The sequence below is a fragment of the Campylobacter concisus genome (assembly GCF_001891085.1).
GTDB classification, from domain to species: domain Bacteria; phylum Campylobacterota; class Campylobacteria; order Campylobacterales; family Campylobacteraceae; genus Campylobacter_A; species Campylobacter_A concisus_O.
On sequence record NZ_JXUP01000004.1, the window covers coordinates 93,580 to 119,058 of the forward strand.

General features: G+C 37.7%; 26 protein-coding genes. 15 read left to right on the forward strand and 11 right to left on the reverse strand.

The window, feature by feature from the left end; genetic code table 11:
• Nucleotides 1–4: 4 nt before the first annotated feature.
• Nucleotides 5–2,833, reverse strand: coding sequence for an excinuclease ABC subunit UvrA (gene uvrA / locus TH67_RS04135; protein ID WP_072594490.1), 2,829 nt, complete (start codon nt 2,831–2,833; stop codon nt 5–7).
• 174 nt (nt 2,834–3,007) lie between these two features.
• On the opposite strand from uvrA, the gene TH67_RS04140 reads away from it, so the two are divergent.
• The 14 genes from TH67_RS04140 to TH67_RS04205 all read left to right on the forward strand — a co-directional run bounded on the left by TH67_RS04140 (nt 3,008) and on the right by TH67_RS04205 (nt 15,141).
• On the forward strand, nt 3,008–3,292 hold the full coding sequence (locus TH67_RS04140) for an NADH-quinone oxidoreductase subunit I (protein ID WP_021091598.1): 285 nt from the start codon (nt 3,008–3,010) through the stop codon (nt 3,290–3,292).
• 108 nt (nt 3,293–3,400) lie between these two features.
• Nucleotides 3,401–3,814, forward strand: a complete 414-nt coding sequence (gene ndk, locus TH67_RS04145) for a nucleoside-diphosphate kinase (RefSeq protein ID WP_072594491.1) — start codon at nt 3,401–3,403, stop codon at nt 3,812–3,814.
• Between the two features lie 16 nt (nt 3,815–3,830).
• Complete coding sequence (locus TH67_RS04150; protein WP_072594565.1) at nt 3,831–4,190, forward strand: hypothetical protein; 360 nt, start codon at nt 3,831–3,833, stop codon at nt 4,188–4,190.
• A gap of 12 nt (nt 4,191–4,202) precedes the next feature.
• A complete protein-coding gene (gene rpmF, locus TH67_RS04155) occupies nt 4,203–4,349 on the forward strand; it encodes a 50S ribosomal protein L32 (RefSeq protein WP_002942540.1) in 147 nt (48 codons plus the stop codon).
• A 3-nt stretch (nt 4,350–4,352) separates the two neighbouring features.
• On the forward strand, nt 4,353–5,342 hold the full coding sequence (gene plsX, locus TH67_RS04160) for a phosphate acyltransferase PlsX (RefSeq protein ID WP_072594492.1): 990 nt from the start codon (nt 4,353–4,355) through the stop codon (nt 5,340–5,342).
• 3 nt (nt 5,343–5,345) lie between these two features.
• On the forward strand, nt 5,346–6,353 hold the full coding sequence (locus tag TH67_RS04165; protein WP_072594493.1) for a beta-ketoacyl-ACP synthase III: 1,008 nt from the start codon (nt 5,346–5,348) through the stop codon (nt 6,351–6,353).
• Nucleotides 6,354–6,590: 237 nt separating this feature from the next.
• On the forward strand, nt 6,591–7,190 hold the full coding sequence (locus TH67_RS04170) for a peroxiredoxin (RefSeq protein WP_021091673.1): 600 nt from the start codon (nt 6,591–6,593) through the stop codon (nt 7,188–7,190).
• Between the two features lie 123 nt (nt 7,191–7,313).
• Entirely contained in the window at nt 7,314–8,396 is a 1,083-nt protein-coding gene (locus tag TH67_RS04175; RefSeq protein WP_072594494.1) for a pilus assembly protein PilZ, read from the forward strand.
• Between the two features lie 8 nt (nt 8,397–8,404).
• Nucleotides 8,405–10,693, forward strand: coding sequence for an ATP-binding protein (locus tag TH67_RS04180; RefSeq protein ID WP_072594495.1), 2,289 nt, complete (start codon nt 8,405–8,407; stop codon nt 10,691–10,693).
• A 58-nt stretch (nt 10,694–10,751) separates the two neighbouring features.
• Nucleotides 10,752–11,363: a glycerol-3-phosphate 1-O-acyltransferase PlsY gene (gene plsY, locus TH67_RS04185; RefSeq protein ID WP_072594496.1), complete on the forward strand. Its 612-nt coding sequence runs from the start codon at nt 10,752–10,754 to the stop codon at nt 11,361–11,363.
• Nucleotides 11,360–11,686: a dihydroneopterin aldolase gene (locus TH67_RS04190; RefSeq protein ID WP_021091633.1), complete on the forward strand. Its 327-nt coding sequence runs from the start codon at nt 11,360–11,362 to the stop codon at nt 11,684–11,686. The genes plsY and TH67_RS04190 overlap by 4 nt, the downstream gene beginning before the upstream one ends.
• Nucleotides 11,687–11,762: 76 nt before the next feature.
• A complete protein-coding gene (gene hsrA / locus TH67_RS04195; protein WP_021091657.1) occupies nt 11,763–12,434 on the forward strand; it encodes a homeostatic response regulator transcription factor HsrA in 672 nt (223 codons plus the stop codon).
• A gap of 38 nt (nt 12,435–12,472) precedes the next feature.
• Nucleotides 12,473–13,690 carry a sensor histidine kinase gene (locus TH67_RS04200; protein WP_072594566.1) on the forward strand — a complete coding sequence of 406 codons (1,218 nt, stop codon included), beginning with the start codon at nt 12,473–12,475 and terminating at the stop codon, nt 13,688–13,690.
• A gap of 2 nt (nt 13,691–13,692) precedes the next feature.
• Complete coding sequence (locus tag TH67_RS04205) at nt 13,693–15,141, forward strand: Ppx/GppA phosphatase family protein (protein ID WP_072594497.1); 1,449 nt, start codon at nt 13,693–13,695, stop codon at nt 15,139–15,141.
• Nucleotides 15,142–15,202: 61 nt separating this feature from the next.
• Here TH67_RS04205 and TH67_RS04210 read toward each other — a convergent pair whose 3' ends face one another.
• The 10 genes from TH67_RS04210 to TH67_RS04255 form a co-directional block, all read right to left on the reverse strand.
• Nucleotides 15,203–16,081: an excinuclease ABC subunit A gene (locus tag TH67_RS04210; protein WP_072594498.1), complete on the reverse strand. Its 879-nt coding sequence runs from the start codon at nt 16,079–16,081 to the stop codon at nt 15,203–15,205.
• A complete protein-coding gene (gene fliN / locus TH67_RS04215; RefSeq protein ID WP_072594499.1) occupies nt 16,078–16,395 on the reverse strand; it encodes a flagellar motor switch protein FliN in 318 nt (105 codons plus the stop codon). The genes TH67_RS04210 and fliN overlap by 4 nt, the downstream gene beginning before the upstream one ends.
• Nucleotides 16,392–16,811, reverse strand: a complete 420-nt coding sequence (locus TH67_RS04220) for a chemotaxis protein CheX (RefSeq protein ID WP_072594500.1) — start codon at nt 16,809–16,811, stop codon at nt 16,392–16,394. The genes fliN and TH67_RS04220 overlap by 4 nt, the downstream gene beginning before the upstream one ends.
• A 78-nt stretch (nt 16,812–16,889) precedes the next feature.
• Nucleotides 16,890–17,639: a tryptophan synthase subunit alpha gene (gene trpA, locus TH67_RS04225; RefSeq protein WP_072594501.1), complete on the reverse strand. Its 750-nt coding sequence runs from the start codon at nt 17,637–17,639 to the stop codon at nt 16,890–16,892.
• Complete coding sequence (trpB, locus tag TH67_RS04230) at nt 17,632–18,813, reverse strand: tryptophan synthase subunit beta (RefSeq protein WP_072594502.1); 1,182 nt, start codon at nt 18,811–18,813, stop codon at nt 17,632–17,634. Before trpB ends, trpA begins: the two co-directional genes overlap by 8 nt.
• A complete protein-coding gene (locus tag TH67_RS04235) occupies nt 18,806–19,417 on the reverse strand; it encodes a phosphoribosylanthranilate isomerase (protein ID WP_072594503.1) in 612 nt (203 codons plus the stop codon). Before TH67_RS04235 ends, trpB begins: the two co-directional genes overlap by 8 nt.
• Entirely contained in the window at nt 19,417–21,021 is a 1,605-nt protein-coding gene (gene trpD, locus TH67_RS04240) for an anthranilate phosphoribosyltransferase (RefSeq protein ID WP_072594504.1), read from the reverse strand. Before trpD ends, TH67_RS04235 begins: the two co-directional genes overlap by 1 nt.
• Before the next feature lie 85 nt (nt 21,022–21,106).
• Nucleotides 21,107–21,679, reverse strand: coding sequence for a recombination mediator RecR (gene recR / locus TH67_RS04245; RefSeq protein ID WP_072594505.1), 573 nt, complete (start codon nt 21,677–21,679; stop codon nt 21,107–21,109).
• A complete protein-coding gene (locus TH67_RS04250; protein WP_072594506.1) occupies nt 21,676–22,932 on the reverse strand; it encodes an ArsS family sensor histidine kinase in 1,257 nt (418 codons plus the stop codon). Before TH67_RS04250 ends, recR begins: the two co-directional genes overlap by 4 nt.
• Nucleotides 22,929–23,600: a response regulator transcription factor gene (locus TH67_RS04255; protein WP_021091583.1), complete on the reverse strand. Its 672-nt coding sequence runs from the start codon at nt 23,598–23,600 to the stop codon at nt 22,929–22,931. The genes TH67_RS04250 and TH67_RS04255 overlap by 4 nt, the downstream gene beginning before the upstream one ends.
• Before the next feature lie 122 nt (nt 23,601–23,722).
• Between TH67_RS04255 and dnaJ the strand changes: the two genes are divergently transcribed.
• The gene (gene dnaJ, locus TH67_RS04260; RefSeq protein WP_072594507.1) at nt 23,723–24,865 is read left to right on the forward strand and encodes a molecular chaperone DnaJ; all 1,143 of its coding nucleotides are present in this window, start codon (nt 23,723–23,725) and stop codon (nt 24,863–24,865) included.
• The last annotated feature ends 614 nt before the right edge of the window (nt 24,866–25,479 follow it).

The window sequence follows — 25,479 nt, forward strand, 5'->3', positions numbered from 1 at the left end:
ATTTCTACTTTTTCTTCATTTCCTCAAGCTCTTGTGCTAGAAATTCTCCAGTGTAGCTACCAGTTTTTTTATAATTTTTAGCTACTTCTTTTACACTGCCGCACGCTATCACTTTACCGCCCTTTGCACCGCCTTCTGGCCCCATATCGACGATATAGTCGCAGTTTTTGATAACATCCATATTATGCTCGATCACAAAGACTGAATTTCCAAGATCAACTAAGTGATTTAGCACCTTTACTAGCCTATCAACATCGGCAAAATGAAGCCCCGTCGTTGGCTCATCAAGGATATAAAGCGTATTTCCAGTGTCGCTTCTACTAAGCTCTTTTGCTAACTTCACACGTTGCACCTCGCCGCCACTTAGTGTGACTGCATTTTGTCCGAGAGTGATGTAGCCAAGCCCTACGTCTTGAAGTGTGGTGAGTTTTGAAGCGATCTTTGGTACAGCTTTAAAGAACTCAACTGCCTCGTCGATGCTCATATTTAGCACCTCAGCGATGTTTTTGCCCTTGTATAAAATTTCCAAGGTTTGAGCGTTATATCTAGCACCATTACAAACGTCACAAACCACGTTTATATCAGGTAAAAAATGCATCTCGATCGTGATCTCGCCCTCGCCTTGGCACTTCTCGCAGCGTCCACCTTTGACGTTGAAGCTAAAGCGCCCTATTTTATAGCCCCTAAGTTTAGCTTCTTTGGTCTGTGCAAATAAATTTCTTATCTCATCCATCACGCCAGTATATGTCGCTGGATTTGAGCGTGGGGTGCGGCCGATCGGGCTTTGATCTAGGTATATGACCTTGTCTAAATTCTCAAGTCCACTTAAATTTACCCCAGCTATCTTTTTTACCTTTTTTGCTCTATTTAGCTGTTCCTGCGCCTCTGGAAGCAAGGTCTGAAGTATTAGCGAGCTCTTGCCAGATCCTGAAACGCCAGTGATACCTACAAGGTTTCTAAGCGGAAATTTCGCGGTTAAATTTGAGATATTGTTGATATTTACATTTGAAATTTCAAGCCACTTCTCGGCTTTTCTATTTTTTTGATAGTTGATCTTTTTCTTACCATTTATGTATTGTGCGGTCTGGGTGTCTGAGCTTAAAAGCTCTTTTGAACTGCCTGCAAAGACCACATTACCGCCAAATTTACCAGCTCCAGGGCCGATATCTACGATATAGTCAGCCTCCTCTATCGTCTTTTTATCATGCTCGACGACAATTACAGAGTTGCCTTTGGCTTGTAAATTTCTAAGCGTCTTTATGAGTTTTAGCGTATCGCGCTCGTGAAGGCCGATGCTTGGCTCATCAAGCACGTACATGACGCCACTTAGCCCGCTTCCTATCTGGCTCGCGATCCTGATACGCTGCGCCTCACCACCGCTGATCGTCCTAGCATCACGCCCAAGCGACAAATAGCCAAGCCCCACGTCATACAAAAAGAAAAGCCTCTCGTTGATCTCTTTTAAGATGGGCTTTGCGATCGCCTTGTCGTAGTCGCTAAGATAGGCAAAATTTTTCTCATTTGAGAAAAATGCGGTGCAGTTTTCTATACTCATATCTAAAATTTCACCAAGCCCAAGGCCAGCGACTTTGACTGCTAGACTTTGAGGCTTTAGTCTGTGGCCGTTACAAGCATCGCAAATTTTCTCACTCATATACTCGTCAAAGTCTTTGTAATCCTTCAAAAGCCCGTGTGAAATTTTAACAACACCATCAAACTTTCTAAGCAGCTTATTTCGCTTCCAAAAAAACTCAACTTCTTTGACATTTCCATATAAAACAAGCCTCTTTTCATCTTCACTTAGCTCATAATAGGGCTTTTTAGTATCGATGCCATTTTGCTCGCAAAAAGCAAGTAAAAATTTATAGTAATAGCTCATGTTGTAGCCATAAAGCAGCTTGATCGCGCCGTTTTCTATCGACTTTTCCTCGTCGATGATCTTACTCATGTCTAGGCTGTATCTTATGCCAAGTCCGTCGCAGTGCTCGCAAGCACCCTTTGGCGAGTTAAAGCTAAAGCTTAGCGGCTCAAGCGGCGTAAATGAAATTTTACAATCAAAACAAGCCATGTGCTCGCTGTAATGTATAAAGCTCTCTTTTAAGCCCAGCTCATCAGCATTTGCGATCTCTATCTCGACCTCGCCAAAGCTCTCATTTAGCGCCTTTTCCACGTCGCTTGCAAGGCGTTCGTGATTTTGCTCATCGATAGCGATCCTATCAACGATGACCTTTATCGTGTGTTTTTTTGTTTTAGCAAGCTCGATCTCCTCATCAAGCCTCACTACCACGCCATCTATCTGCGCCCTTACAAAGCCTTTTTGGCGTAAATTTTCGATCAAATCCGCCCATGTGCCCTTTTTCTCACGAACTAGCGGCGCATAGATGATCACTTTTGCGCCAAGTGGGAGCTTTGAAATTTCATTTATAATATCGCTCGCACTCATTTTTGAGATAGGTTTTCCGCATTTATGGCAGTGCTGAACGCCGACTCTTGCGTACAAAAGCCTTAGATAATCATAAATTTCCGTAATAGTACCAACTGTCGAACGAGGGTTTTTAGAAGTCGTCTTTTGATCGATCGCAATAGCCGGCGTTAAACCCTCGATCTTATCGACATCAGGCTTGCCCACACGGTCTAAAAACTGCCTAGCATAGCTGCTAAGGCTCTCCATATATCTTCTTTGCCCCTCAGCATAGAGTGTATCAAAGGCTAGCGTGCTCTTGCCACTTCCGCTAAGACCGGTAAAAACTACTAATTTATTTTTAGGAATTTTAAGATTTATATTTTTTAAGTTATGTTCTCTTGCGCCAGTTATTTCAATAATATCGTTCATTAAATTTATACAACCTTTTTAAAATTTTAATCTGTAAATTTAGTCTAAAAGTGATAAAAGATTTATAAAGTAGTTTCTCTAAAATTTAAGACCGCAGTTAAATTTAAGGGCTTATTTATATCATTTTCAGCTTTTTTTGATATTCTACGCCAAATTTTAATCTAAGGAGAAAAAATGTCTGTAAAAATAACTGATATATGCATAAGCTGTGGTTCATGTATTGATGAATGCCCAGTTTCAGCTATCGTTGATGATAGCGACAACCCAACTGGAGCAGATACATACTATGTTTATTCAAATAAATGCGTTGAGTGCGTAGGCTATAATGATGAGCCAGCCTGTGCTTCTGCCTGTCCAACTGATGGTTGTATTGTATGGGACGCTGTTGTAGCAGGACAACCTTCTCGCGATCAAATCGGTGCTGATGCACGTAATGGCTCAATTCCGGTTATTCAATAAATTTATATTTATAAATTTTAGGCTCTATTTGAGCCTATTTTATTTTTAAGCTTTATTTGATATAATTGCCAACTTCAATTTAAATAACCTAGATTTAAGGAAAAATTTATGCAAAGAACACTTTCTATTATTAAGCCTGATGCTGTTAAGAAAAATGTTGTTGGAAAGATTATAGATAGATTCGAAAGTAATGGCTTAAGGATCGCAGCTGCAAAGAAAATCCAACTTAGCAAATGCGATGCAAAAGCATTTTACGCTGTTCATAAAGATAGACCATTTTTTAATGATTTGGTTGAATTTATGATTAGTGGACCAGTTGTGGTTATGGTACTTGAAGGTGAAAATGCTGTTGCTAAAAACCGTGAGCTTATGGGTGCTACCAACCCAAAAGAAGCAACTCCTGGTACTATAAGGGCTGATTTTGCCGATAGCATTGATGCAAATGCAGTTCACGGAAGTGACAGCCTAGAAAATGCCGTGAATGAGATAAATTTCTTCTTTGCTTCAAGAGAAATTTGCTAACTTTAGGTCAAGAAAATTGATTATATCTTTTTCTAAAATAGTAAACAAAGATATAAGCTTTGAGCTAGTAGAAAATGATAATTTAGTTTTTATTGGAATTTTAAAAAGAAAAGACCCTTTTTTGGTAAAATGTCAAGGTAAAATAAAAGGGAATATAAATTATGTTTGCGATCGATGCGGTGAAGTATTTATGCTACCTATCGATCAAGATGTAGAGCTAAATTTAAGCGATGGTGTCTATAAAGATAGCGAAAATGAGCTTAGCGATACAATGGAATTTTTTGATGGCAATATTGATTTAAAAGAAGTCTTTGAGAGTGAGTTAGAAGCTTTTAAAAGTGATTATTTCTATTGTGAAAAATGTAAAAATTTATAAAGGAGAGTAAAAATGGCAGTACCAAAGCGAAGAGTGAGTCATTCTCGTGCAGCAAAACGTAGAACACATTATAAAGTTACACTTCCAGTACCTGTAAAAGACAAAGATGGTTCTTGGAAAATGCCTCACCGTATAAACAAAACTACAGGTGAATATTAAAATATGATTCGCATTGCTATCGATGCTATGGGTGGTGATTTTGGTGCAGATCCTATAATTTCTGGTGTTATTGATGCACTAAAAGAGACAGAATTTAAAGCTGTATTAGTTGGCGATAGCAATGTCATCAAACCACTCATTCCACAATCTTATTTAAAAAATATCGAATTTTTAGAAGCTAGCGAAGTTATCTCAATGGCAGATGGTGCAACTGATGCACTCAAGAGAAAAGATAGTACGATCTACAAAGCAATTGAACTCTTAAAAAATAAGGAAGTTGATGCTGTAGTTTCTGCTGGTCATAGTGGTGCAACTATGAGTTTAGCTACTCTAAGAATTGGTAGACTAAAAAATATTTCTCGCCCAGCAATTGCAACACTTATGCCAAATTCAAAAGAATCTGCTACTTTAGTTTTAGATGTTGGTGCAAATGTTGATTGCAGAAGTGAGCATCTGTTTCAATTTGCCATAATGGGTGAAGCCTATGCAAAAGAAATTTTAGGTAGAAAAGAGCCAAAAGTTGGTCTTTTATCAAATGGTGAAGAAGAAAGCAAAGGCAATGAAGTTAGCAAAGAAGCATTTAAATTAGTTTCTAGGCTTGATAGCTTTGTTGGCAATGCAGAAGGTAATCAAATTTTTGATGGCAGTATCGATGTAATGGTTTGTGATGGTTTTATGGGAAATATTCTTTTAAAAACTAGTGAAGGCGTTGCAGATGCAATAGGCAAAATCATCAAAAAACAAATTAAAAAATCACCTCTTGCTATAGCTGGCTCTGTACTCATGAGAAAAGTTTTTAAGACACTTAAAAAACAGGTTAGCTATGACGAATATGGTGGTGCACCGCTTCTTGGTGTAAATGGTTGTGTTATCATAAGTCACGGCAAAAGTAATTCAAAAGCTATAAAAAATGCAATTTTTCAAGCAATAAAATTTGCTAATTCAAATATAAATAAAGTTATCGAAGAAGAACTTTCGCACTTTGCAAGGTAAAATATGCCAAAAGCTTCACTGATTTCTATCGCTTCTTACATTCCAGAAAAAATTCTAACAAATTTTGACTTTGAGAAAATGGTTGAAACAAGTGATGAATGGATAGTAAAGCGAACAGGTATCGAGCAAAGGCATATTGCAACTAACGAAACAACAAGTGACCTTGGTACAAAGGCTGGTGAATTAGCTATAAAACGCTCAGGACTTGATAAATCTCAAATCGATGCAATCATCTGTGCTACAATATCCCCAGATCATCTTTGTATGCCATCTACCGCTTGCAAAATAGCTGCAAATTTGGGTCTAAATTATGGAGTTACAGCATTTGACATAAGTGCAGCTTGTACAGGTTTTATTTATCTTTTAGAACTTGCAAATTCTCTCATTATTAGTGGCGCCAAAAAGAATATCTTAATCATCGGAGCCGAAAAATTAAGCTCTATTGTTGACTATACAGATAGAAGCACTTGTATACTATTTGGTGATGGGGCAGGCGCGGCTGTAATTAGTAGTAGCAATGAGAATGAGATCATCGATATTCATACAGCAAGTGACGGCAAACAAGCTGAACTTTTAATAACTCCAGGATGCGGGAGTGTATTTCCAGCCAGTGAGGAAACACTAAAAAATAGACTAAATTTCATCCATATGAGTGGAAATGAAGTTTTTAAAATAGCAGTTCAAACACTTAGCAAAAGCGTAATAGAAATTCTGCATGCAAACAAAATGCAAAGCGAAGATATCGATTTTTTTATACCTCATCAAGCAAACATAAGAATAATAGATGCAGTAAAAAATAGATTAAATTTTAAAGATGAGCAGTGTGTCTTAACTGTTGCTAAATATGGCAATACAAGCTCTGCTTCAATTCCGATGGCTATAAATGATGCCTATGAAGACGGCCGCATCAAAAATGGTTCAGTTTTGCTTCTTGACGCTTTTGGTGGCGGTTTTACATGGGGATCAGCAATACTAAAATTTGGCGGAAAAAATTTTAGCGACTTACAATAATTACAGCAAGTAATCTTTTAAATTTTTAGCAACGCTTTTACTAATTTCTTTCAAATACTCTCATCAATAAAATTTTTAAAATTCAAATTTTTATCGCTTTTAATAAAAATCTATTTTCTACTCTTGCCAATAACGCTAAATTTGCTAAACAAAAATTTCTAAAATATGTTTAAACTAAATTTAATTTTGAATAGATATAATTTCGCAATCAATAAAATTTATTATTAAGGAGAACAAATGTTAGTAACAAAAAAAGCACCTGATTTTACAGCTGCAGCAGTTTTAGGAAACAATCAAATTGTAAATGATTTTAATCTTTATAAAAATATTGGCGAGAAAGGCGCGGTTGTATTTTTCTATCCAATGGATTTTACTTTTGTTTGCCCAAGCGAAATTATCGCATTTGACAAAAGATATGACGAGTTCAAGTCACGTGGTATCGAAGTTATCGCAGTTTCATGCGACAACCAATTTTCACATTTTGCATGGAAAGAGACTCCGGTAAACAAAGGCGGTATTGGTAAAGTTCGCTTCCCTATCGTAGCTGATATGACAAAATCAATAGCTCGCGGATTTGACGTACTTCTAGAAGATGCTGGTGTAGCGCTTCGCGGTAGTTTCTTGCTAGATAAAGACGGCACTGTTCGCCACGCAGTTATAAACGATCTTCCACTTGGCAGAAACATCGATGAGATGATAAGAATGGTAGATACTATGCTATTTACAAATGAGCACGGCGAAGTTTGTCCAGCTGGCTGGAACAAAGGTGATGCTGGCATGAAACCAAGCACTGAAGGTGTTGCTGACTACCTTTCACACAACGAAGGCAAACTATAATCAACAGAAATTTCTAGGTATCCTTTACCTAGAAATTTCTCCTCCAAATAAATTTAAATACTTTTTTAATATAACTTTTTATATCATAGCCTTGGCTTTAATCAATAACATTCCGGAGACTACATGGATTTTAAAGGCAGGCAAGAGCTTGTAATAAATTGCGAAGATAGCATACTTAAATTAAGAGATAAATTTATCGATGACGGTATCAAATTTTGTAGGCAACTAACATTTATCGTACCGCACGATCAGGTAAAAATTTGCCTTGAAAATATCTTTGATACACTACTTATTCAAAAGCCAAATGCTACACAGCTACAAGATGATTTGAATAATCTAATACCAAAATCAAATGCAAGAGATGAATTAATCAATTTTCTACTTTTAAATTTGACCTTAAATTTTAGTCACTCTTGCGACAATAGCACTTTCGTAGGTTATTTCGTAAATGCCGTTTCAAGAATCAAAGAAATTTTATGTGGTGCCAAAGATCAGCAAGAAACAAATGTAAAAGACATGATCGAAACCGGAACATTTTTTTATGAAGATCCGATCAATACTTTCACTCGCATGAAAAAAGCCAAGGTAAGGCCAGAGCTTTTAAATTTATATGATGGACTAAATATAAAATATGAGGCTGAAATTTTAGAAGTTAAAGAAGATAGTGTCGTTTTTCGCGTGGATATGATGCAAATTTTAGCCATGAAGCAAGACGGCAAAGGTTTTATTTTGCCAAATAGCTTTTTCTCAAAGCCTTTGTGTGCAGATATCATAAATTATAATATAACAGATAAAAGTGTTACTTTTTCAAATTTCTCGCTAAATACAACAATGTATGCGTACAAAAGAAAATTCCAACGTATTTTACCAAATCGTTTTACCAAAACTATTATCAAAGGCAAACAAGACAAGATAGAAGGTAGTCTTTATGATGTTTCCGAAGGCGGCATAAGTGTATTAAGTTCACAATCTGCAAATTTTAAAGATAACGAAGAATTAGAAGTCAATTTTGATCTCTTGATGTCTGAAAAAATGGTAAAAAGAGTTTCTTTAAGGCTAAAATTAGTTACTGAAATAACCTATAAAGGTTACATTAGATACTGTATGAAGCTTATCGATGATGATGAAACGATAAAATATTTTACGCAAAAACGTATAAAAGAGACGCTTGACGAGCTTCGCTCACGTATAAATTTATACGAATAAGGCAATTAGTGAAAACCATACAAGAGAATTTAAAACTTTTTTACATCGGACTAAAAGATAAAGAGCCATTTTTTTATAAAAACAAGGACCTAACCACTCACGCAGCCATTATCGGTATGACTGGTAGCGGCAAAACGGGCCTTGGTATCACGCTTTTAGAAGAGGCCTGCATAGACAACATCCCCTCTATCATCATCGATCCAAAGGGCGATATCACAAATTTAGCCCTCACCTTTCCGCAGATGAGGCCGGAGGATTTTTTACCATACGTCGATGAAGCAGAAGCAGCCAACAAAGGTCAAAGCGTAGAGGAATTTGCCGCCTCTCAGGCCGAGCTTTGGAGAAACGGCATAGAGTCGAGCTTTCAAGACCTTGAGCGAGTAAAAATTTTAAAAGATAGCGCTAGCTTTAATATCTACACACCAAAAAGCTCAGCTGGCATAGGTGTGGCGCTACTTAGCGACTTTGCCTGCCCAAATATTAGTGACGAAGAAATTTTTAGCAACTATATAAACTCACTCGCAGCGTCGGTGCTATCGCTTATTGGCATGAGTTCAGAGGATATGAGCTCAAAAGAACAGCTGCTTATATCCACTATATTTGAGAGCAAATTTAAAGAGCAAAAAGACGTCAGCATCGAAGAGCTCATAAATTTCATAGCAAATCCGCCGTTTAAAAAGATAGGCGTTTTTGACGTGGATACCTTTTATCCAAGCAGTGAGCGCCTAAAGCTTGCCATGAAGATAAACGCACTCATCGCAAGCCCAAGCTTTAAGGGCTGGACACAGGGCGTTAGACTTGAAATTTCAAAGATGCTTTTTGACGAAAACGGTAAAGCAAAGTGTAATATCTTTACGATCTCACATCTAAATGACGCTGAAAGGATGTTTTTTGTCACCCTTTTACTAAACGAGATCATCGCGTGGATGCGCGGCACAGAGGGCACTAGCTCACTTAGAGCGATCCTATACATGGATGAAATTTTTGGCTTCTTTCCGCCAAACGCAAACCCTCCGTCAAAAACGCCTATGCTCACGCTCTTAAAACAAGCCCGTGCATTTGGTTTAGGCTGCGTCTTAAGCACGCAAAACCCGGTCGATCTTGACTACAAAGGCCTTAGCAACATCGGCACTTGGTTCATCGGCCGCCTCCAAACAGCGCAGGACAAAGCCCGCGTGATCGACGGGCTAAGCGGCATCGCAGGCTCAAGCTTAGACAAAGCCTCGCTTGAAAATCTCATATCAAATTTAGCCAAAAGAAATTTCTTACTCAAAAATATAAACGAGGACGGCCTAAACGTCATCTCCACGCGCTGGGCACTTAGCTATCTAAAAGGTCCGTTAAGCCGTGAGCAAATTTCAAATTTAATGAAAGATAAAAAAGAAAATTTAAGTAGTCCAAGCGTGGATAAAAGCGAGATGAAATTTAGCGCAAAACCTATCATCTCAAGTGCGATCACGCAGCTTTATGCTAACTCAAAAAGTCTTACACCAAATTTGCTAGCAAGCGCAAAAGTGAGAATTTACGACACTAAAAAGGGCATAGACAGCGTTTGTGAGGTGAGCTATCTTTACGAGCTTAGTGAAGATGACAAAGAACCAAACTGGAGCGAGGCTAGCGAAGGCATGCACGTTGATGCGAGCGAAAATGAACCAAGCGGTGCAAGCTTTGCTGCTGTGCCAAATTTCATAACGAGCGCTAAAAATTTTGACGCTTTAGAGAAAGATTTTAAAGAGTTTTTGTATAGAAATTTCAAATTTAATACCTTTGAAGCGATGGGAATTTACTCAAAAGAAAACGAGTCAAAAGAGGAGTTTTTCATAAGACTTCAAGATAAGTGCAATGAAATTTTAGAGGAGCAAACCGCAAAACTCACGGCTAAATTTGAAAAAGAGCAAAAAAGCTTGCAAGACAAGCTAAACAAGGCTCTAGCAAAGCTTGATAAAGAGCAAAAAGAGATGACCACAAGTGGGCTTGATGCTGCCATAAATATAGGCGCTAGCATACTTGGAGCGATATTTGGCAACAAGCTTTTATCTCGTCAAAATGCGGGCAAAATCGCATCAAGTGCAAGAAGCGCTAATAGAGTCTTAAAAGAGCGAAGTGATGTAAAGCTTAGTGAGCAAAGTGTAAATGATATAAATTTAGCCATAAGCGAGCTTGAAGAGAAATTTGCACAAGAGTGCGATGCGTTAAAAGAAGCAAATGATGTTAAAAACATCACGATAAACGAAACGCAAATTTCACCAAAGAAAAGCGATATCTATGACGAGAAAGTCGTACTTTTGTGGAGATGATTTATAAAAAAATTAGTATTTTTTTAATATCATTTCTGTTAAATTTAAAAGGTAAAATATGCAAAATTTAATACTTTATGCCGTTAGCTACCTGCTTGGTAGCATCCCATCAGGGCTCATACTAGCAAAAATTTTTGGACATGTTGATATAAAAAAAGAGGGCAGCAAAAGCATAGGCGCGACAAATGTTTTAAGGGTTTTAAAGCAAACAAACCCAAAACTCGCCAAAAAGCTAGCCATTTTAACCGTAGTTTGTGACGTATTAAAGGGCGTTTTGCCACTCATCATAGCCTCTTTGCTTGGAGCTAGCCAAAGCGTGCTTTGGACGATGGCAGTTTTAAGCGTTGCGGGGCATTGTTTTTCTATATTTTTGGGCTTTCAAGGTGGCAAAGGCGTGGCAACCGGAGCTGGCGTGCTCGCATTTTTCTTACCAGTTGAGATAATAATCGCTCTTGTCGTTTGGTTTTTAGTCGGTAAATTTTTAAAGATAAGCTCTCTAGCCTCGCTATGCGCGCTGATAGCTCTCATCGCATCAAGCTTTATCATCCACCCAGAGTTAGATGAAATTTACACACATGCTCCGATACTAATCATCGCATTTTTGGTGGTTTATAAACACATACCAAATATCGTTCGTTTAATATCCGGTAAGGAGAAAAAAGTCGTATGAAAAGCGAGATGACGACGATCATTAAAGATTATAAATTTGAAACGATCATCGGAATGCTTGATTTTGAGCGAGTCGCTAAGCAAGAGGTGCAAATGAATCTAGAAATTTGCTCAACTAGCTTTATTGATTATGTTTTAATTATTGACTTTGTTAAAAATTTTTATAATGAAAGACAGTTTCAAAGCGTTGAAGAGTCTCTTGAAGAAACCAGCAAAGCATTAAAAGAGAAATTTAGCTCACTAACTAGCCTTAAAATGGAAATTTTAAAAACAGAAATTTTGCCAAATGCAGTTGTTGGAGCAAAAATAAACACTATTTTTTAAAAATTTATTAAACTATCTTGAAATATTGCTTAATTTATGATACAATCGCCCATAAATTTTAGTTTAAGGAAGCAAAATGCGTATTTTAATAGTTGAAGATGAAGTGACGCTAAATAAGACGATTGCTGAGGGCTTGCAAGAGTTTGGCTATCAAACTGATAGCTCTGAAAATTTTAAAGATGCCGAGTACTATATAGGCATCAGAAACTACGATCTAGTTTTGACTGATTGGATGCTTCAAGATGGCGATGGCATAGATCTTATAAACATCATCAAACATAAATCTCCACGCACTTCAGTTGTAGTTCTTTCTGCAAAAGATGACAAAGAAAGCGAAATAAAAGCACTTAGAGCTGGTGCTGATGACTATATCAAAAAGCCATTTGATTTTGATATCCTAGTAGCTAGACTTGAAGCAAGACTACGCTTTGGTGGCACAAATATTATAAAAATCGATGAGCTCATCATCAATCCAGATGAGGAGAAGATCACATATTTAGGTCGTGATATTGAGCTTAAGGGCAAACCTTTTGAAGTCCTAACTCATCTTGCAAGACACTCAGATCAGATAGTATCTAAAGAGCAACTACTTGATGCTATCTGGGAAGAGCCAGAGCTTGTAACTCCAAACGTCATTGAAGTCGCTATCAACCAAATCCGCCAAAAAATGGATAAACCACTAAATATTTCAACAATTGAAACTGTTAGAAGACGCGGATATAGATTTTGTTTTCCCAAAAAAGCCTAAGGAATAGATTTATACTACAATTAGCATCTGGTGCTATGATGCTAATTGTAGTTATTTCGGTAATGCTTTATCACTATATAAGGGTTACCGTTTTTCAAAGTGTAGTTAATGAGCTAAACTATCAAGCAGAAGCTTATAAAAAAAATCCTCAGAATTTCAATCCTTTAAATTCAAAAACATTTACGATAGAAAATCCAAATAAAACTCTAGTAACGATAAAAACAGACGAGCCACAAGATAAAGAAACATATATCGTAACGCAAAAATCAAAGGATCAAAGTAAAACTATCTTAATAACAAAACTCGATGAAAGCAGTTATTTAAGCCTAGAAAAAGATACTACTCTTCAAGCTCATATAGTAGAAGAAATTTTTATAGATATTATAATCGTAAATGTGTCAGCGATACTTTTGGTGCTTTTTTATGCACTATTTTTATCAAGAATGCTTTTAATACCTATAAAAATTTTGAGTCACAAACTTACAAATTTAGACGAAAAATTTCTTCATGAGATAGATATAAAGAGCCTACCAGATGAATTTTTACCACTTGGACAGAGTATAAATAGGCTAATCTCTCGAATCCAAACATTTGTCTTATACCAAAAAGAACTTTTTGTAGGCGTGGCACATGAGTTAAAAACACCGTTGGCTGTAATGAAAACAAAAAATGAAGTTACGCTTTTAAAGCCACGCGAGAGTGAAAAATATATCGAGGCTCTAAAATCAAATAATGAAGCTATAAACGGCATGAACGCAATGATAAGTTCTGTGCTTGAGATCGGTCGCCAAGAGGGGGCTCAGTTTGAAGAGCCAGTAAATACCGATGTCATAGGATTTTTAAAAAAACTTGCTAAAAACTATGAGATACTTGCAAAAAATGATGAAAAAAATATAAAACTAGACCTAAAACCAGAAATTTTAAATCTAAAAATACAAACTAGCTTACTAACCCACATTGTGCAAAATTTTGTTCAAAATGCCATTAAATTTTCACCAAAAAATAGCACCATTAAGATTAGCTCTAAGCTCATAAAAAATAAATTTATCGTCGAAGTAATAGATGAAGGAATAGGCATAGATGAGAGTAAAGATTTATTTGCTCCATTTAAAAGATACGGCGACAAAGGTGGTGCTGGGCTTGGGTTGTTTCTAGCTAAAGGTGCAGCGCAGGCTCTTGGTGGCGAAGTAGATATTAAAAATAGAAACGATAGAAGCGGTGCAGTCGCAAGCCTAGTTTTAAATATAAAAGGATAAAAATGGCAAAAAGAACCGCAGTAATCGACCTTGGCTCAAATTCTATGCGAATGGCGATATTTGAGAGAACGTCGCGTTTAGCGTTTTTTATACTAGCTGAGTATAAAACGAAAGTGCGTCTAGGCGAAGGCGGATATGGTTCAAACAATGAAATATCCGAAAGTTCAATGGAAAAAGCACTAAAGGCTTTTAGCGAATTTTCAAATATCATAGAAAGCTACAAATGCAATAAAGTCTTATGTGTTGGCACTTCAGCACTTAGGGACGCTCCAAACGCAAATGTTCTGATCTCTCTTTTAAGAAAAAAACTTGGCATAAATTTAAAAGTCATAGACGGCAAAGAAGAGGCTACTTTTGGTGCGATCGCAGCCAAAAATTTACTCCATAACATCGATGAATGCGTCACTATCGATATCGGTGGCGGATCAACTGAACTTGCCAGAATAAGCAAAGGCAAAATATTAGATACGCTCTCGCTTGACATTGGCACAGTTAGGTTAAAAGAGCTTTTTTTTGATAAGAAAAACTTAAATAAATTGCCAAAATTTTTAGAACAAGTTACAAAACAGATAGATGAGCGATTTAAATGCCAAAATATAATCGCTATTGGTGGCTCTCTTAGAGCGATATCATCTGCTATAATGAGCAAAAATTCATACCCCCTTTCTTCGCTTCATGGCTTTTGCTATAAGCTTAGCGACGAGCAAGCCTATATCGAGAGCATCGCAAATATTAGCGTGCTTGAGCTAAATAAATTTCCTATTAAAAAAGACAGATACGACACCATTAGAGAGGGTGCACATATCTTTTTGGCCCTCGCCAAAGCTCTAAATGCCAAAAATATTATAACAAGTGGGGTTGGCGTAAGAGAGGGAGTGTTCTTAAAAGATTTTTTACGCCCTAGCCTTAAATTTCCGCAAAATTTTAATCCAAGTATCAAAAGTTTGCAAGATCGTTTTATATTATCATGCAATAAATCGGTCACAAGATATGCAAAAGATATATTTATGGTATTAAAAAAGCTTCATGGTCTAAGCGATAACTATCTTGAAGTGCTTTTAGTTGCTGCAAAACTTCACAATGTTGGTCAAGAGATTGGCTTTTATGGCGATCATAAAAACTCAGCCTATATAGTCCTAAATGCCTTAAATTATGGCTTTTCGCATGAACAAAAAGCATTGATTGCAGTAGTAATTGGCACAAACGGAAAGAAAAATATCTATGAATTTGAGCGATATAAAAATTTACTTCCAAAAGCCGAGTGTATAAGATGGCTGAGTTTTATACTCTCACTTGCAAAGGCACTTGATCTAACCTGTGAAAGGCTAAATCTAAACTTCGAATTTAGTGGGCATACGCTAAAAATAGAAGGCGCAAAAGAATTTGCTATGGCAAAAGAAGAGATAAAAAAGATCACAAAGCCTGAAATTTTTGCTATTTCGTTTGTATAAATTTTGAAACTAGCTTTAACGCATAAAAATTTAAATTGGATGAGAATTTTAGCTAAAACTACTAAAATTCTCCGCTCATTTTATCTTTATAGTTACTTAAACTATTTTTTCGCTCTTCTAAAAATGAGCTTAGTTTTTTCTTGTTCTCTTCAAAAAATATAGCAAAATCCTGCTCATTTTGTATCTTGTCTTCACCAAAGCTATCAAGCATTACATTTGAGCTACCAACTATCACTAAATAACGCCTATTTTCATAGCTTAGTAACATTAGTTTATTCGTACGATCAAGATATTTTTCATAGATGATATTTACGCCACTATTTTGATTTTTAAGTAGCCAGTTCATTGATTTTGTATCATTTTGAGACTGATTTCTAGGTGTTTTAAATCCGCCAAAATCATTACTCTTTGAAGTAATATATCTTTTAAATACATATAAAAATACAAGAAGCGCAATAAGCACACTTAAAACTATAAAATACCTTGAGTCTATATTCAGCATAGGCTCTTCATCCATCTTTGGAGTGCTAGGGGTCTCTATTTTTGCACTAGCTTGAGGCATATTTTGTATTTGAGGTTTTGCATTTTTTAGAGTTACACGAATGCGGAGCCCAAAACTATCAGTCGTCTTTGAAGCATTTACGATAATAGCATCGTTTGAGCGCAAATTTAAGACAAGTGAGTTTTGCTTTGGTTCTATCTCAAGCTCTTGAATAATCTTTGAGTTTATGTCTTTACTAGCACTTTGATCGTAATTTAGCGAATTTAATATCAAAGATGTTGTGTCTTTTTCGCGCTTTTGAAAGATATTTCCTTCATAAGGTGCATCAAAACTAAGCATAATATCGACTCTATCAGCACGTTCATAGATATTGTAAGTTAATAGGTTTGAAGCTAAAATTTGAGTTGCAAAAAGTAAGAAAAATAGTATAAATTTCATAAAAGTTCTTTTTTGAAGTACTGAATAACTGACTTTGAATCCAAAATTTCATTTATCCTGATGGCTAAATTTTTCTCATAAACCATTACTTCGCCTTTTCCAAAAATTCTATTATTTATATATAGCTCCACACTCTCACCAGCTGGTTTTTCGAGGTCTATAACAGAGCCAGCTTCAAATTTCAAAAGCTCATTTATGCTAACTGTGGTAGTTCCTAGCTCAGCTATAAAATCAACACTTATATCCATAAGCTCATCATAGCTCTTAAAAAGCCCTAGCTGCTCTAGTGTCTCTATCGCACTCTCGTCGCTCATTGTATGTCGTAGCCTATTTGAAATGTTCTATTTTTTATTTTATATACAAATTTCTCTTTTAGTTTGATACCAAAATTTTCAACTTCGCCTAAAAATTCAGGCGTTCCAAGCTTATAAGCATTTGGCTCTTTTTCATTTAGTAAATTTTTAGCTTTGCCAATGATCTGATTGGCTATCTCTTTGCAAAGATCGTCTAGATCACCACCATCAACATCTTCGTGACCAAAAAAGGCATTCATGAAAATTTTCAAAGTATCTTTTTTAAAAAATAGGTAAAAATGATACTCGCTTTTGCCCTTATAGACTGGTATGCTAGCTCCGTAAAATCCCTTGCCAAGGCTCTTACCAGCTTCTAAATCTAGCCCTAAAGTATCCTTGCAAAGATAGCTTGTAGCTTCATCTATAACTTTTCTCATATCTCTTCCTTAAGACTTGAAATGCATTTTCAATTATACTTTGGCTTTACTAAATTAGCTATAAATTTATTAAGCATTTTAAAAGAGTTTATCTATCTCTTTTACTAGCTTTTCACCGCTAAAATCGGCACAAAGCTTAACTATTTGCGTGCCTATGATTGCTCCGTCAGCATATTTTTTTACTTCATTAACATCATCTTTGTTTTTTATACCAAAGCCCACAGCCACTGGCAAATCGCTCTTTTTTTTAAGCTCTAGGACCAAATTTTTTATCCTATCTTCATCAGCCCTTTTTGAACCGCTAACGCCAATCGCACCAAGAGCGTAAATAAATCCTGAGCCAAATTTTAAAATTCCATCTGCCCTGCCCCCAGAAGTGACACTAATAAGTGGTATCAGACTTAAATTTAACTCTTTGCATTTTAGAGCAAATTCCTCGCACTCCTCGCAAGGCAGATCCGGCACGATAAAGCCGCTAACTCCAGCCTCAACTGATCTTTTTAGAAATTTATCAACGCCGTAAGCAAAGATGATATTAAAATAAACCAGAAAAACAAGTGGTTTTGTCACTTTTACCTTGCAACTCTCAAGCATATCAAAGACAACGTCCGTATTTACGCCGTTTTGCACCGTCTCAAAACTAGCTTGCGCGATGAGTTTTCCGTCAGCCAGCGGGTCAGAGTAAGGGATGCCGATCTCGACTAGATCAAGCGTGCTCTCATCTAAATTTTCTAAAAATTCCTTCGTTTTTTCTAGGCTTGGATATCCAGCCACGATGTAGCCGATGTTTGCTTTTTTGCCACTAAATGCGCTTCTAACCTTATCCATAAATTTTTCCTTTTTCGTAGCCGATAACTGTGTTTATGTCTTTATCGCCCCTACCTGAGATATTTACGACGATGACGCTTTTTTTATCTAGTTTTGGGCAAAGCTTCTCCAGATACGCCACCGCATGCGCGCTCTCGATAGCTGGGATGATGCCCTCCATCTTGCTTAGAAAATACAAGGCATTTATGCACTCATCGTCGGTCACAGCTTCATATCTTACCCTTTTGATGTCGTTTAGGTGAGCGTGCTCTGGGCCGATACCTGGGTAGTCAAGACCCGCTGAGATGCTATGCACTGGCGAGATCATGCCGTACTCATCTTGCAACACGGTCGTTTTCATGCCGTGAATGATGCCGGTTTTGCCTTTGCTAAGCGTAGCTGCGTGATAAGGCGTCTCTATGCCAAGGCCGCCAGCCTCTATGCCTACTAAATTTACGCTCTCATCGTCCAAAAACGCACTAAAAATGCCAATAGCATTACTGCCTCCACCAACGCAAGCTATGACGTAGTCGGCCTTTTTGCCGTAGTCTGCAAGCTGAGCTTTGGCCTCTGTGCCGATGATGCTTTGGAAGTCACGCACGATCTTTGGGTATGGGTGCGGGCCAACGGCTGAGCCAATGACGTAAAATGCGCTCTCTATCTCATTTACCCACGCTTGAATAGCCGCCGTAGTCGCCTCTTTTAGCGTTTTTAAGCCGTCTTCTACGCTCACCACTTTTGCGCCAAGAAGTTGCATGCGAAAGGCATTTAGCTGCTGTCTAGTCACGTCTGTTGCGCCCATATATACGTCACACTCTAAGCCCAAAAGTGCTGCTGCAGTCGCTGTTGCCACACCGTGCTGACCAGCTCCAGTCTCAGCTAAAATTTTCTTTTTACCCATTTTTTTAGCAAGCAGTGCTTGAGCTAGGGCGTTATTTATCTTGTGCGCACCAGTGTGGTTTAGATCCTCTCTTTTTAGGTAAATTTCATGTCCGTAGTGCTCGCTTAGGCGCTTTGCAAAAAAGAGCGGACTAGGCCTGCCAACGTAGTTTTTCAAAAGATCATCAAGCTCATCTTTAAACTCTTTTGTCTTTGCGATGTTCTCATAAGCATTTTCTAGCTCATCAAGGGCAAACATCACCGTCTCAGGCACGAACTGCCCGCCAAATTTTCCAAAATACGCCTTACTATTCATCTTCTACCTCACCTATGATCTTTAAAATTCTCTCTATCTTTTGCGCATCTTTTATGCCGTTTTCGTCCTCGACTTTTGAGTTGATATCAACTAGATATGGCCTAAATTTCAGCGCCTCTTTGATGTTGTGCTCGCCTATGCCCCCAGCCATGCCAAATTTAAATTTAACCTCTTTTAAAATTTCCCACTCAAAGCTAGTGCCGTTTCCGCCGGCATTTTCGCCCTTGCAGTCAAAAAGCGCCATGTCAAAATGCTTAAAATCAACCTCTGGCAAGCTATCTTTCACGCTAAAAACTTGCCAAATCTCAAGCCCCATATCTTTTAAATTTGCACCTAAATTTTCACTCACCACTCCATGTACCTGAGCCACGTCAAGACCAGCAAACTGGCAAATTTCCATTATCTCACAATCACTTTGCTCCGCAAAAACGCCAACTACTTTTTTGCCTTTGCTGTGAGCAAATTTCGCTATCTGCCTAGCTAAATTTAGATCAACTCTTCTTTTGCTTTTAGCAAATATTAATCCGATAAAATCAACATCCAAAGCGCAAACCGCACTTGCCTCATCTAGCGTTTTGATGCCACAAATTTTAACTAGTGCCATTACACTTGTGCCTTTATAAACTCTTCATAAAATTTATACGCCTTGCCAGAATTTATCGCCTCAAGCACCATTTTTTTGGCCTCGTCTGGGCTCTTTGCGCCATCAGCCGCGTAGAGTGCAAACATCGCATTAAAGACCACGATGTCAAATTTCGCCCCCTGCTCCTCGCCTTTTAGCGTGCGGATCAAGGTTTTGGCATTTTCTTCAGGTGTGCCGCCCTCGATATCGCTATGAAGCGCTCTTTTAAAGCCAAATTGCTCTGGCGTGATGCTATACTCAAAAATTTCACCATTTTTTAGCTCCACAACGCTTGTTTCACTACAAAGCGTGATCTCATCAAGTCCGTCATCACCTCGAACGACTAGAGCGTGCTTTCTGCCAAGGATCTTAAGCGTCTGGGCGTAGAGTTTTAAGACAGGTTTATGATAGACGCCAACTAGCTGGTTTGTAAGGTTTAAATTTGGATTTAAAAGCGGTCCAAGCACGTTAAATACGGTTCTTATGCCAAGTCTTTGACGCACTTCTCTCACCTCGCCAACTAACGGATGGAAAAATGGCGCGTGGAAAAAGGCTAAATTTTTACTAGCTAAATTTTCTCGCTGTTTTGCCAGTGATTTTTCACTTTTTACACCTAAAATTTCAAGCACATCAGAGCTGCCTGACTTGCTTGAAACTGCCTTATTGCCGTGTTTTGCGACCTTTACGCCAAGACTTGCGAGGATAAATGCCACAGTAGTTGAGATATTTATCGTCTTAAAGCCATCGCCGCCAGTGCCACAAAGATCGATCATAGGCGTATCATCGCGGTAAGTTTGCGAGTATTTTAGGATATTTTTTGCAAGTGCAGCGAGGCTTTTTGGATAGAGGCTCTTTTCGCTAATAAGCACCAAAAGAGCTGAGAGCTGCACGATCTCGTACTCTTTGCTGGCTATTATCTCGCAAATTTGCTCAAAGTCGCTATCATCAAGCGGGATGCTCTCTTGAAGCTTGATAAGATATGGCTTAAGCGAGCGAATTTTTGGCTCTTTAGCCTCATCTTTTGCTTTGTAACTTACAAAATTTTCAACTATCTTTTTGCCGTATTGCGTAAAGTAGCTCTCTGGGTGAAACTGGATGCCAAAGATCGGCTTATCTTTAACGCTAAGTGCCATTACTACGCCATCGTCGCTCACCGCATCAGCACTTAAGCTAGCTGGGAGCTCATCGACATAAAGTGAGTGGTAGCGCATAACCTCAAAGCGCTCAGGTAGCCCAGCAAAAAGTGGCTCTTTGTTTTTCACGTCAATAAACGAGGTTTTGCCGTGTAGTGGGTCATCTAGTCTTTTTATCTTTGCGCCAAAACTAAGACCTATAGCTTGGTGTCCAAGGCAAATTCCAAGCACTGGAACGCCAAGATCAGCCTTTAAAATTTCCAAACAAACTCCACTATCTTTTGGGTGCTTTGGCCCTGGACTTAAGATTATCTTGCTTGGGTTTAGTTTTTTGATCTCGTCAAGCGTGATCTTGTCATTTCTAACACATCTAACCTCTTCATCTGTAAGCTCTTTTACATATTGCTCAACATTAAAAACAAAACTATCGTAATTATCTATGAGTAAAATCAACCTATATCCTTTAAATTTAGCAGCGGTTAAGCCTTGGCTAAATTTCTATTAATTTAGGAAAAATTATAACTAAAAGAAAGTTTAATTAGGCTTTTGTGCGGCTTTCGTAGGCTTTTAAAAGTGAAAGCATGTCGACGTTTTCTAAATTTACACCAGTTGGCACGCCTTGAGCAATCTTGCTAAATGAAATTTCACTCATGCCAAGCTTATCCTCGACGTAAAGCATGAGTGCGTCTGAATTTAGCCCTGGTGTAAAGGCAAAGACAACCTCTTTTGAGCCATTTTGCATGATAGCATTTCGCAGCCTCTCTATGGCATCCTCGTCGATCTCGTCAAGCACGAAGTAAAGGCCATTATAAATGCCATTTTGCTCAAAGACTAAGATATCTTTTGGGCTCTCAACCAGCAAGATGACCTCACTGTCTCTGCTCTCGTCGCTGCAAATATCACAAATTTCATTTTCACTTAGCCCACCGCAACGCTCACAACGTTTGATAAACCTCACCGCATCTTCGATATTTTGAGCGAGTCTTAGCCCTGCAAAGCTATCTTGCATGCAGACAAAATAGGCAAACCTTGCGGCTGATTTTTTACCAACACCAGGGAGCTTGGCAAAAGACTCAGTTAGCTCGTTAAATTTTTCTAAGCCCCTTTTCATGCGCGTTTTGCCTTTGCTTTAAGTAAAATTTTAAAGACGTGATAGCCGTCTTCATAGTCATAAACTAGCTCAAATTTTTGCATCTGACAAATTTGCTCGATGATATAAAGTCCAAGCCCCATACCACTTCCTGCACTTACCTTATCGCCTCTAACAAAGGCTTGTTTGTAGTAATCAATCGGATGATTTAGCTTTTTGCCTAAATTTTTAACCGCAATAAATTCGCTATCGCAGATCAAAATAGCCTTTTTATCCTCTGCGTATTTTAGGGCATTGTCTATCAAATTTTTAATCGCTAAGCTAAAAAGCTGAAAATCCACTCTCAATATCACGTCGTCTTTGATATCGCAGCTCACTCGCTCTTCAAATTTATCAAGCATGAGCATATCTTGCACTTGCTCTAAAATGAGCGAAAAATGGCACTCTTGGTAGTTTAGTGCGTAGCTTTTAGAAAGGAGCTGCTCGACCTTGCTAAATTCATTTATCAGCATCTCAAGGCGCTCAAACACATTGATGAGCCTCATCTTTTGGGTCTCATTTGCGACCATTTCAGAGACGATCCTACCCTTACCAATAGGAGTCTTTAGCTCATGCATGATCGCGCGCAAAAATAGCTGCCTTGAGCGGATGAGCTCTCTGATCTTGCAAACGGCGTTATCAAACTCAACAGCAACCTGTCCGATCTCATCTTGCTCGTTTTCATTTAGCCTAGCCGTCATCGCCATTTCCATATTTCCACTGGCAAATTTTCTGATATCTTTACTAAGCCTTCTAAGTGGCGAAAGACTTCTAAGAACAGAAACATAAAGTGAGATGAGAAGGGCTGAAACTATCAAAAATGCGACCCAAAGCGGATCATTTACGTGTCTTGCATCATTACTTTCAAGAAGTAGCTGGAAAGATGGATTTTTAATAAGCAAATACAAATCGCCTTTGTAATTAACTGATTGCACCACTCCAAGAGGTGTGTGCTGCGTAAAAACAACGGTTCCATTTGTGGCTATTGAAGTGGCTAAATTTTTATTTCCAACATACTCTAAGTAAAAATTTTTAAAATAATGCTCTAAATCTCTTGGGGGATTTCCGCGTTCATAGAGTGCGACAAGGTAGTTCATCGCACTTATTTGTCTATCCTTTAGTTTTTCTAAAGCGCTCTCTTGCTGAATGTTTGCAAAAGTTACAAAGAGCAAGCACATCAGCGAGAAAGCTATGGCAAAGATAATAGTTATCTTCGTAGTTATGGAATATTTCATCCGATAAGCTTATATCCTATGCCTCTTACAGAAAATATATGTTTTGGCGCTTTTGAGCTATCACCGATTTTTGATCTAAGGCGTCCGATAATAACATCTAAGCTCTTTGAGTCTTTATCTTTTAGGCTTTTACAGTTATAAACTAGCTGTTCGCGTGAAACCGAAAAACTGTGTTGCTTAATGAGATAAGTTAAAATTTCATACTCAGCTGGAGTAAGCGCTAACGGCTCATTGTTAAAGTAAATTTCGTGACGCTTATCATCAATCCTAAATGCGCTATCAACGACCTCTTCTTGTACTTCATTTGTCTTTTTATATCTTCTTATAAGACTTGTGATACGAGCATACATCTCTTTTGGATCGTATGGTTTTGGCAAATAATCATCAGCACCAAGCTGAAGTCCAACGACCTTGTCACTGATGTCACTACGTGCCGAGCTTATGATAATAGGAATGTCGTATTTTTGGCGAATTTCTTTACAAACCTCAAGCCCATCAATGCCCGGCAAAGTAAGATCAAGTATTAACAAATCATAGTTTTTTATCCCAGCACTAAGTCCTAAATATGGGTCTTCAAAATTCGTAACTTTTATATTAAAACTATCAAGATATTCAGATAAAATTTGTGCAAATTCTGGATCGTCTTCTATCATTAAAACATTAACCATGAATTATCCTTTTTATTAAAAATAGTAGAGATTATACGGCAAAAATGTAAATTCTTTTTTAAATTTAAACTTTTTTGGGTAAAATCCCATATTTAAAATAAGCTTAATTAACAAGGAAAAATGTGGAATTTGACTATTACGAAATCCTTGAAATTTCAAGAAATGCAAGCGGAGATGAGATCAAAAAAGCCTTTAGAAGACTTGCTTTAAAATATCACCCAGATAGAAATTCTGGTGACAAAGAGGCTGAACTAAAATTTAAACAGATAAATGAAGCTTATCAAGTTTTAAGCGACGAGCAAAAACGCTCTATCTACGACAGATACGGCAAAGAAGGCCTTGAGGGTCGATTTGGCAGCGGTGGCGGATTTAGTGCCGATTTTGATCTTTCAGATATTTTTGACTCATTTTTTGGTGGCGGTTTTGCGAGTAGTTCTAGGCAGAGAAAAAGATACTCCGAAAAATACTCAGCCGATCTTGAAATTCCTATAAATTTGGAGTTTAACGAAGCTATTTTTGGTTGTGAAAAAGAGATAAAATTTGATCAAAAAGTACCTTGCCCGACATGCAATGCAACCGGCAGTAAAGATGGCAAGAGCAAGACTTGCCAGCACTGTGGCGGAAGTGGTAGGATAACACGCGGAAATGGCTTTATGAATATCGTCCAAGAGTGTCCATATTGCCACGGAAGTGGTGAAGTAATAAGTGAACCATGCCCTGATTGTAACGCAAAAGCTTATAAAATCCAGCAACAAACTGTAAAGATTACCATCCCTGAAGGTGTTGATAGCGGCATGAGAATGAGAGTAGCTGGCAAAGGCAATATCGGTACAAACGGCGTTCAAGGCGATCTTTATGTAGGCATAAACGTAAAAGAAGACAAGCATTTTATTCGTCACAACGACGATGTTTATCTAGAAATTCCTGTCTTTTTCACACAAGCTATACTTGGCGAAAGCATAAAAATTCCAACGCTTCGAGGAGAAACTGAGCTAAAACTACCTGTTGGAGCAAAGGATAAGCAGCAATTTATCTTTGAAAATGAAGGTATAAAAAGCGTAAATTCGCGTAAAAAAGGTAGGCTCGTAGCGCAAATTTCTATTCAAACGCCTGAAAAACTAAGCGATGAGCAAAAAGAGCTTTTAAATAAGCTTCAAGCTAGCTTTGGCATAGAATCAGGTAAATCAAATACCGACGAAAGCGTCTTTGATAAGATAAAAAGCTGGTTTAAAGGCGATGAGCCAAAGAAGAAAAAGAAAAAATAAATTTAAATTTGTGACGTTAAATTTGACGTCACAAATTCTTTCAAAATAAATTTTATATATCCTAATTTTTATAATTAGATTTCACACAAATTTTAAAATTTCATGAACGAGTAATTTCGACTCTAAGATTTGAGCCAAGAAAAAAGCAAGAACAAATCTTAGCAGTCAATTCTTACGAGTGAATGAAAGTTTTAAAATTTGCAAAGCAATCTAGTTAAATTTAAATGTTTGTTTCTTTTGTTAAGGGGGAAGAGGCTTGAATTACGAAGTCGCTCCCTTCCCCCTTAACAATCCCCTAACCCCGACGACGTTAGAAGTGGCATGTCTCAGTACTAACGCACTGCATGCGTTATATTAAATTTCCAGCAAATTATAAAATTTATTATCAAGCATATCACGGCTATAAATTTAGTGCTAAACGAAGTGCGGCTCTAAATTTAGTAGTCTGCTAAAGCTAGTGAGTAAGATTTTAAAATTTACAAAATTGTTTTGTTATATTAGGTAGGCATCAGGCAAAATTTTAAAATTTCATGAACGAGTAATTTCGACTCTAAGATTTGAGCCAAGCAAAAAGCAAAGACAAATCTTAGCAGTCAATTCTTACGAGCAAGCAA

Bases quoted from the DNA above. Each gene is read 5' to 3' on its own strand.
- uvrA (WP_072594490.1), bottom strand. From the start codon at position 2,833: ATGAACGATATTATTGAAATAACTGGCGCAAGAGAACATAACTTAAAA.
- TH67_RS04140 (WP_021091598.1), top strand. From the start codon at position 3,008: ATGTCTGTAAAAATAACTGATATATGCATAAGCTGTGGTTCATGTATT.
- ndk (WP_072594491.1), top strand. From the start codon at position 3,401: ATGCAAAGAACACTTTCTATTATTAAGCCTGATGCTGTTAAGAAAAAT.
- rpmF (WP_002942540.1), top strand. From the start codon at position 4,203: ATGGCAGTACCAAAGCGAAGAGTGAGTCATTCTCGTGCAGCAAAACGT.
- plsX (WP_072594492.1), top strand. From the start codon at position 4,353: ATGATTCGCATTGCTATCGATGCTATGGGTGGTGATTTTGGTGCAGAT.
- TH67_RS04165 (WP_072594493.1), top strand. From the start codon at position 5,346: ATGCCAAAAGCTTCACTGATTTCTATCGCTTCTTACATTCCAGAAAAA.
- TH67_RS04170 (WP_021091673.1), top strand. From the start codon at position 6,591: ATGTTAGTAACAAAAAAAGCACCTGATTTTACAGCTGCAGCAGTTTTA.
- TH67_RS04175 (WP_072594494.1), top strand. From the start codon at position 7,314: ATGGATTTTAAAGGCAGGCAAGAGCTTGTAATAAATTGCGAAGATAGC.
- plsY (WP_072594496.1), top strand. From the start codon at position 10,752: ATGCAAAATTTAATACTTTATGCCGTTAGCTACCTGCTTGGTAGCATC.
- TH67_RS04190 (WP_021091633.1), top strand. From the start codon at position 11,360: ATGAAAAGCGAGATGACGACGATCATTAAAGATTATAAATTTGAAACG.
- hsrA (WP_021091657.1), top strand. From the start codon at position 11,763: ATGCGTATTTTAATAGTTGAAGATGAAGTGACGCTAAATAAGACGATT.
- TH67_RS04200 (WP_072594566.1), top strand. From the start codon at position 12,473: ATGCTAATTGTAGTTATTTCGGTAATGCTTTATCACTATATAAGGGTT.
- TH67_RS04205 (WP_072594497.1), top strand. From the start codon at position 13,693: ATGGCAAAAAGAACCGCAGTAATCGACCTTGGCTCAAATTCTATGCGA.
- TH67_RS04210 (WP_072594498.1), bottom strand. From the start codon at position 16,081: ATGAAATTTATACTATTTTTCTTACTTTTTGCAACTCAAATTTTAGCT.
- fliN (WP_072594499.1), bottom strand. From the start codon at position 16,395: ATGAGCGACGAGAGTGCGATAGAGACACTAGAGCAGCTAGGGCTTTTT.
- TH67_RS04220 (WP_072594500.1), bottom strand. From the start codon at position 16,811: ATGAGAAAAGTTATAGATGAAGCTACAAGCTATCTTTGCAAGGATACT.
- trpA (WP_072594501.1), bottom strand. From the start codon at position 17,639: ATGGATAAGGTTAGAAGCGCATTTAGTGGCAAAAAAGCAAACATCGGC.
- trpB (WP_072594502.1), bottom strand. From the start codon at position 18,813: ATGAATAGTAAGGCGTATTTTGGAAAATTTGGCGGGCAGTTCGTGCCT.
- TH67_RS04235 (WP_072594503.1), bottom strand. From the start codon at position 19,417: ATGGCACTAGTTAAAATTTGTGGCATCAAAACGCTAGATGAGGCAAGT.
- recR (WP_072594505.1), bottom strand. From the start codon at position 21,679: ATGAAAAGGGGCTTAGAAAAATTTAACGAGCTAACTGAGTCTTTTGCC.
- TH67_RS04250 (WP_072594506.1), bottom strand. From the start codon at position 22,932: ATGAAATATTCCATAACTACGAAGATAACTATTATCTTTGCCATAGCT.
- TH67_RS04255 (WP_021091583.1), bottom strand. From the start codon at position 23,600: ATGGTTAATGTTTTAATGATAGAAGACGATCCAGAATTTGCACAAATT.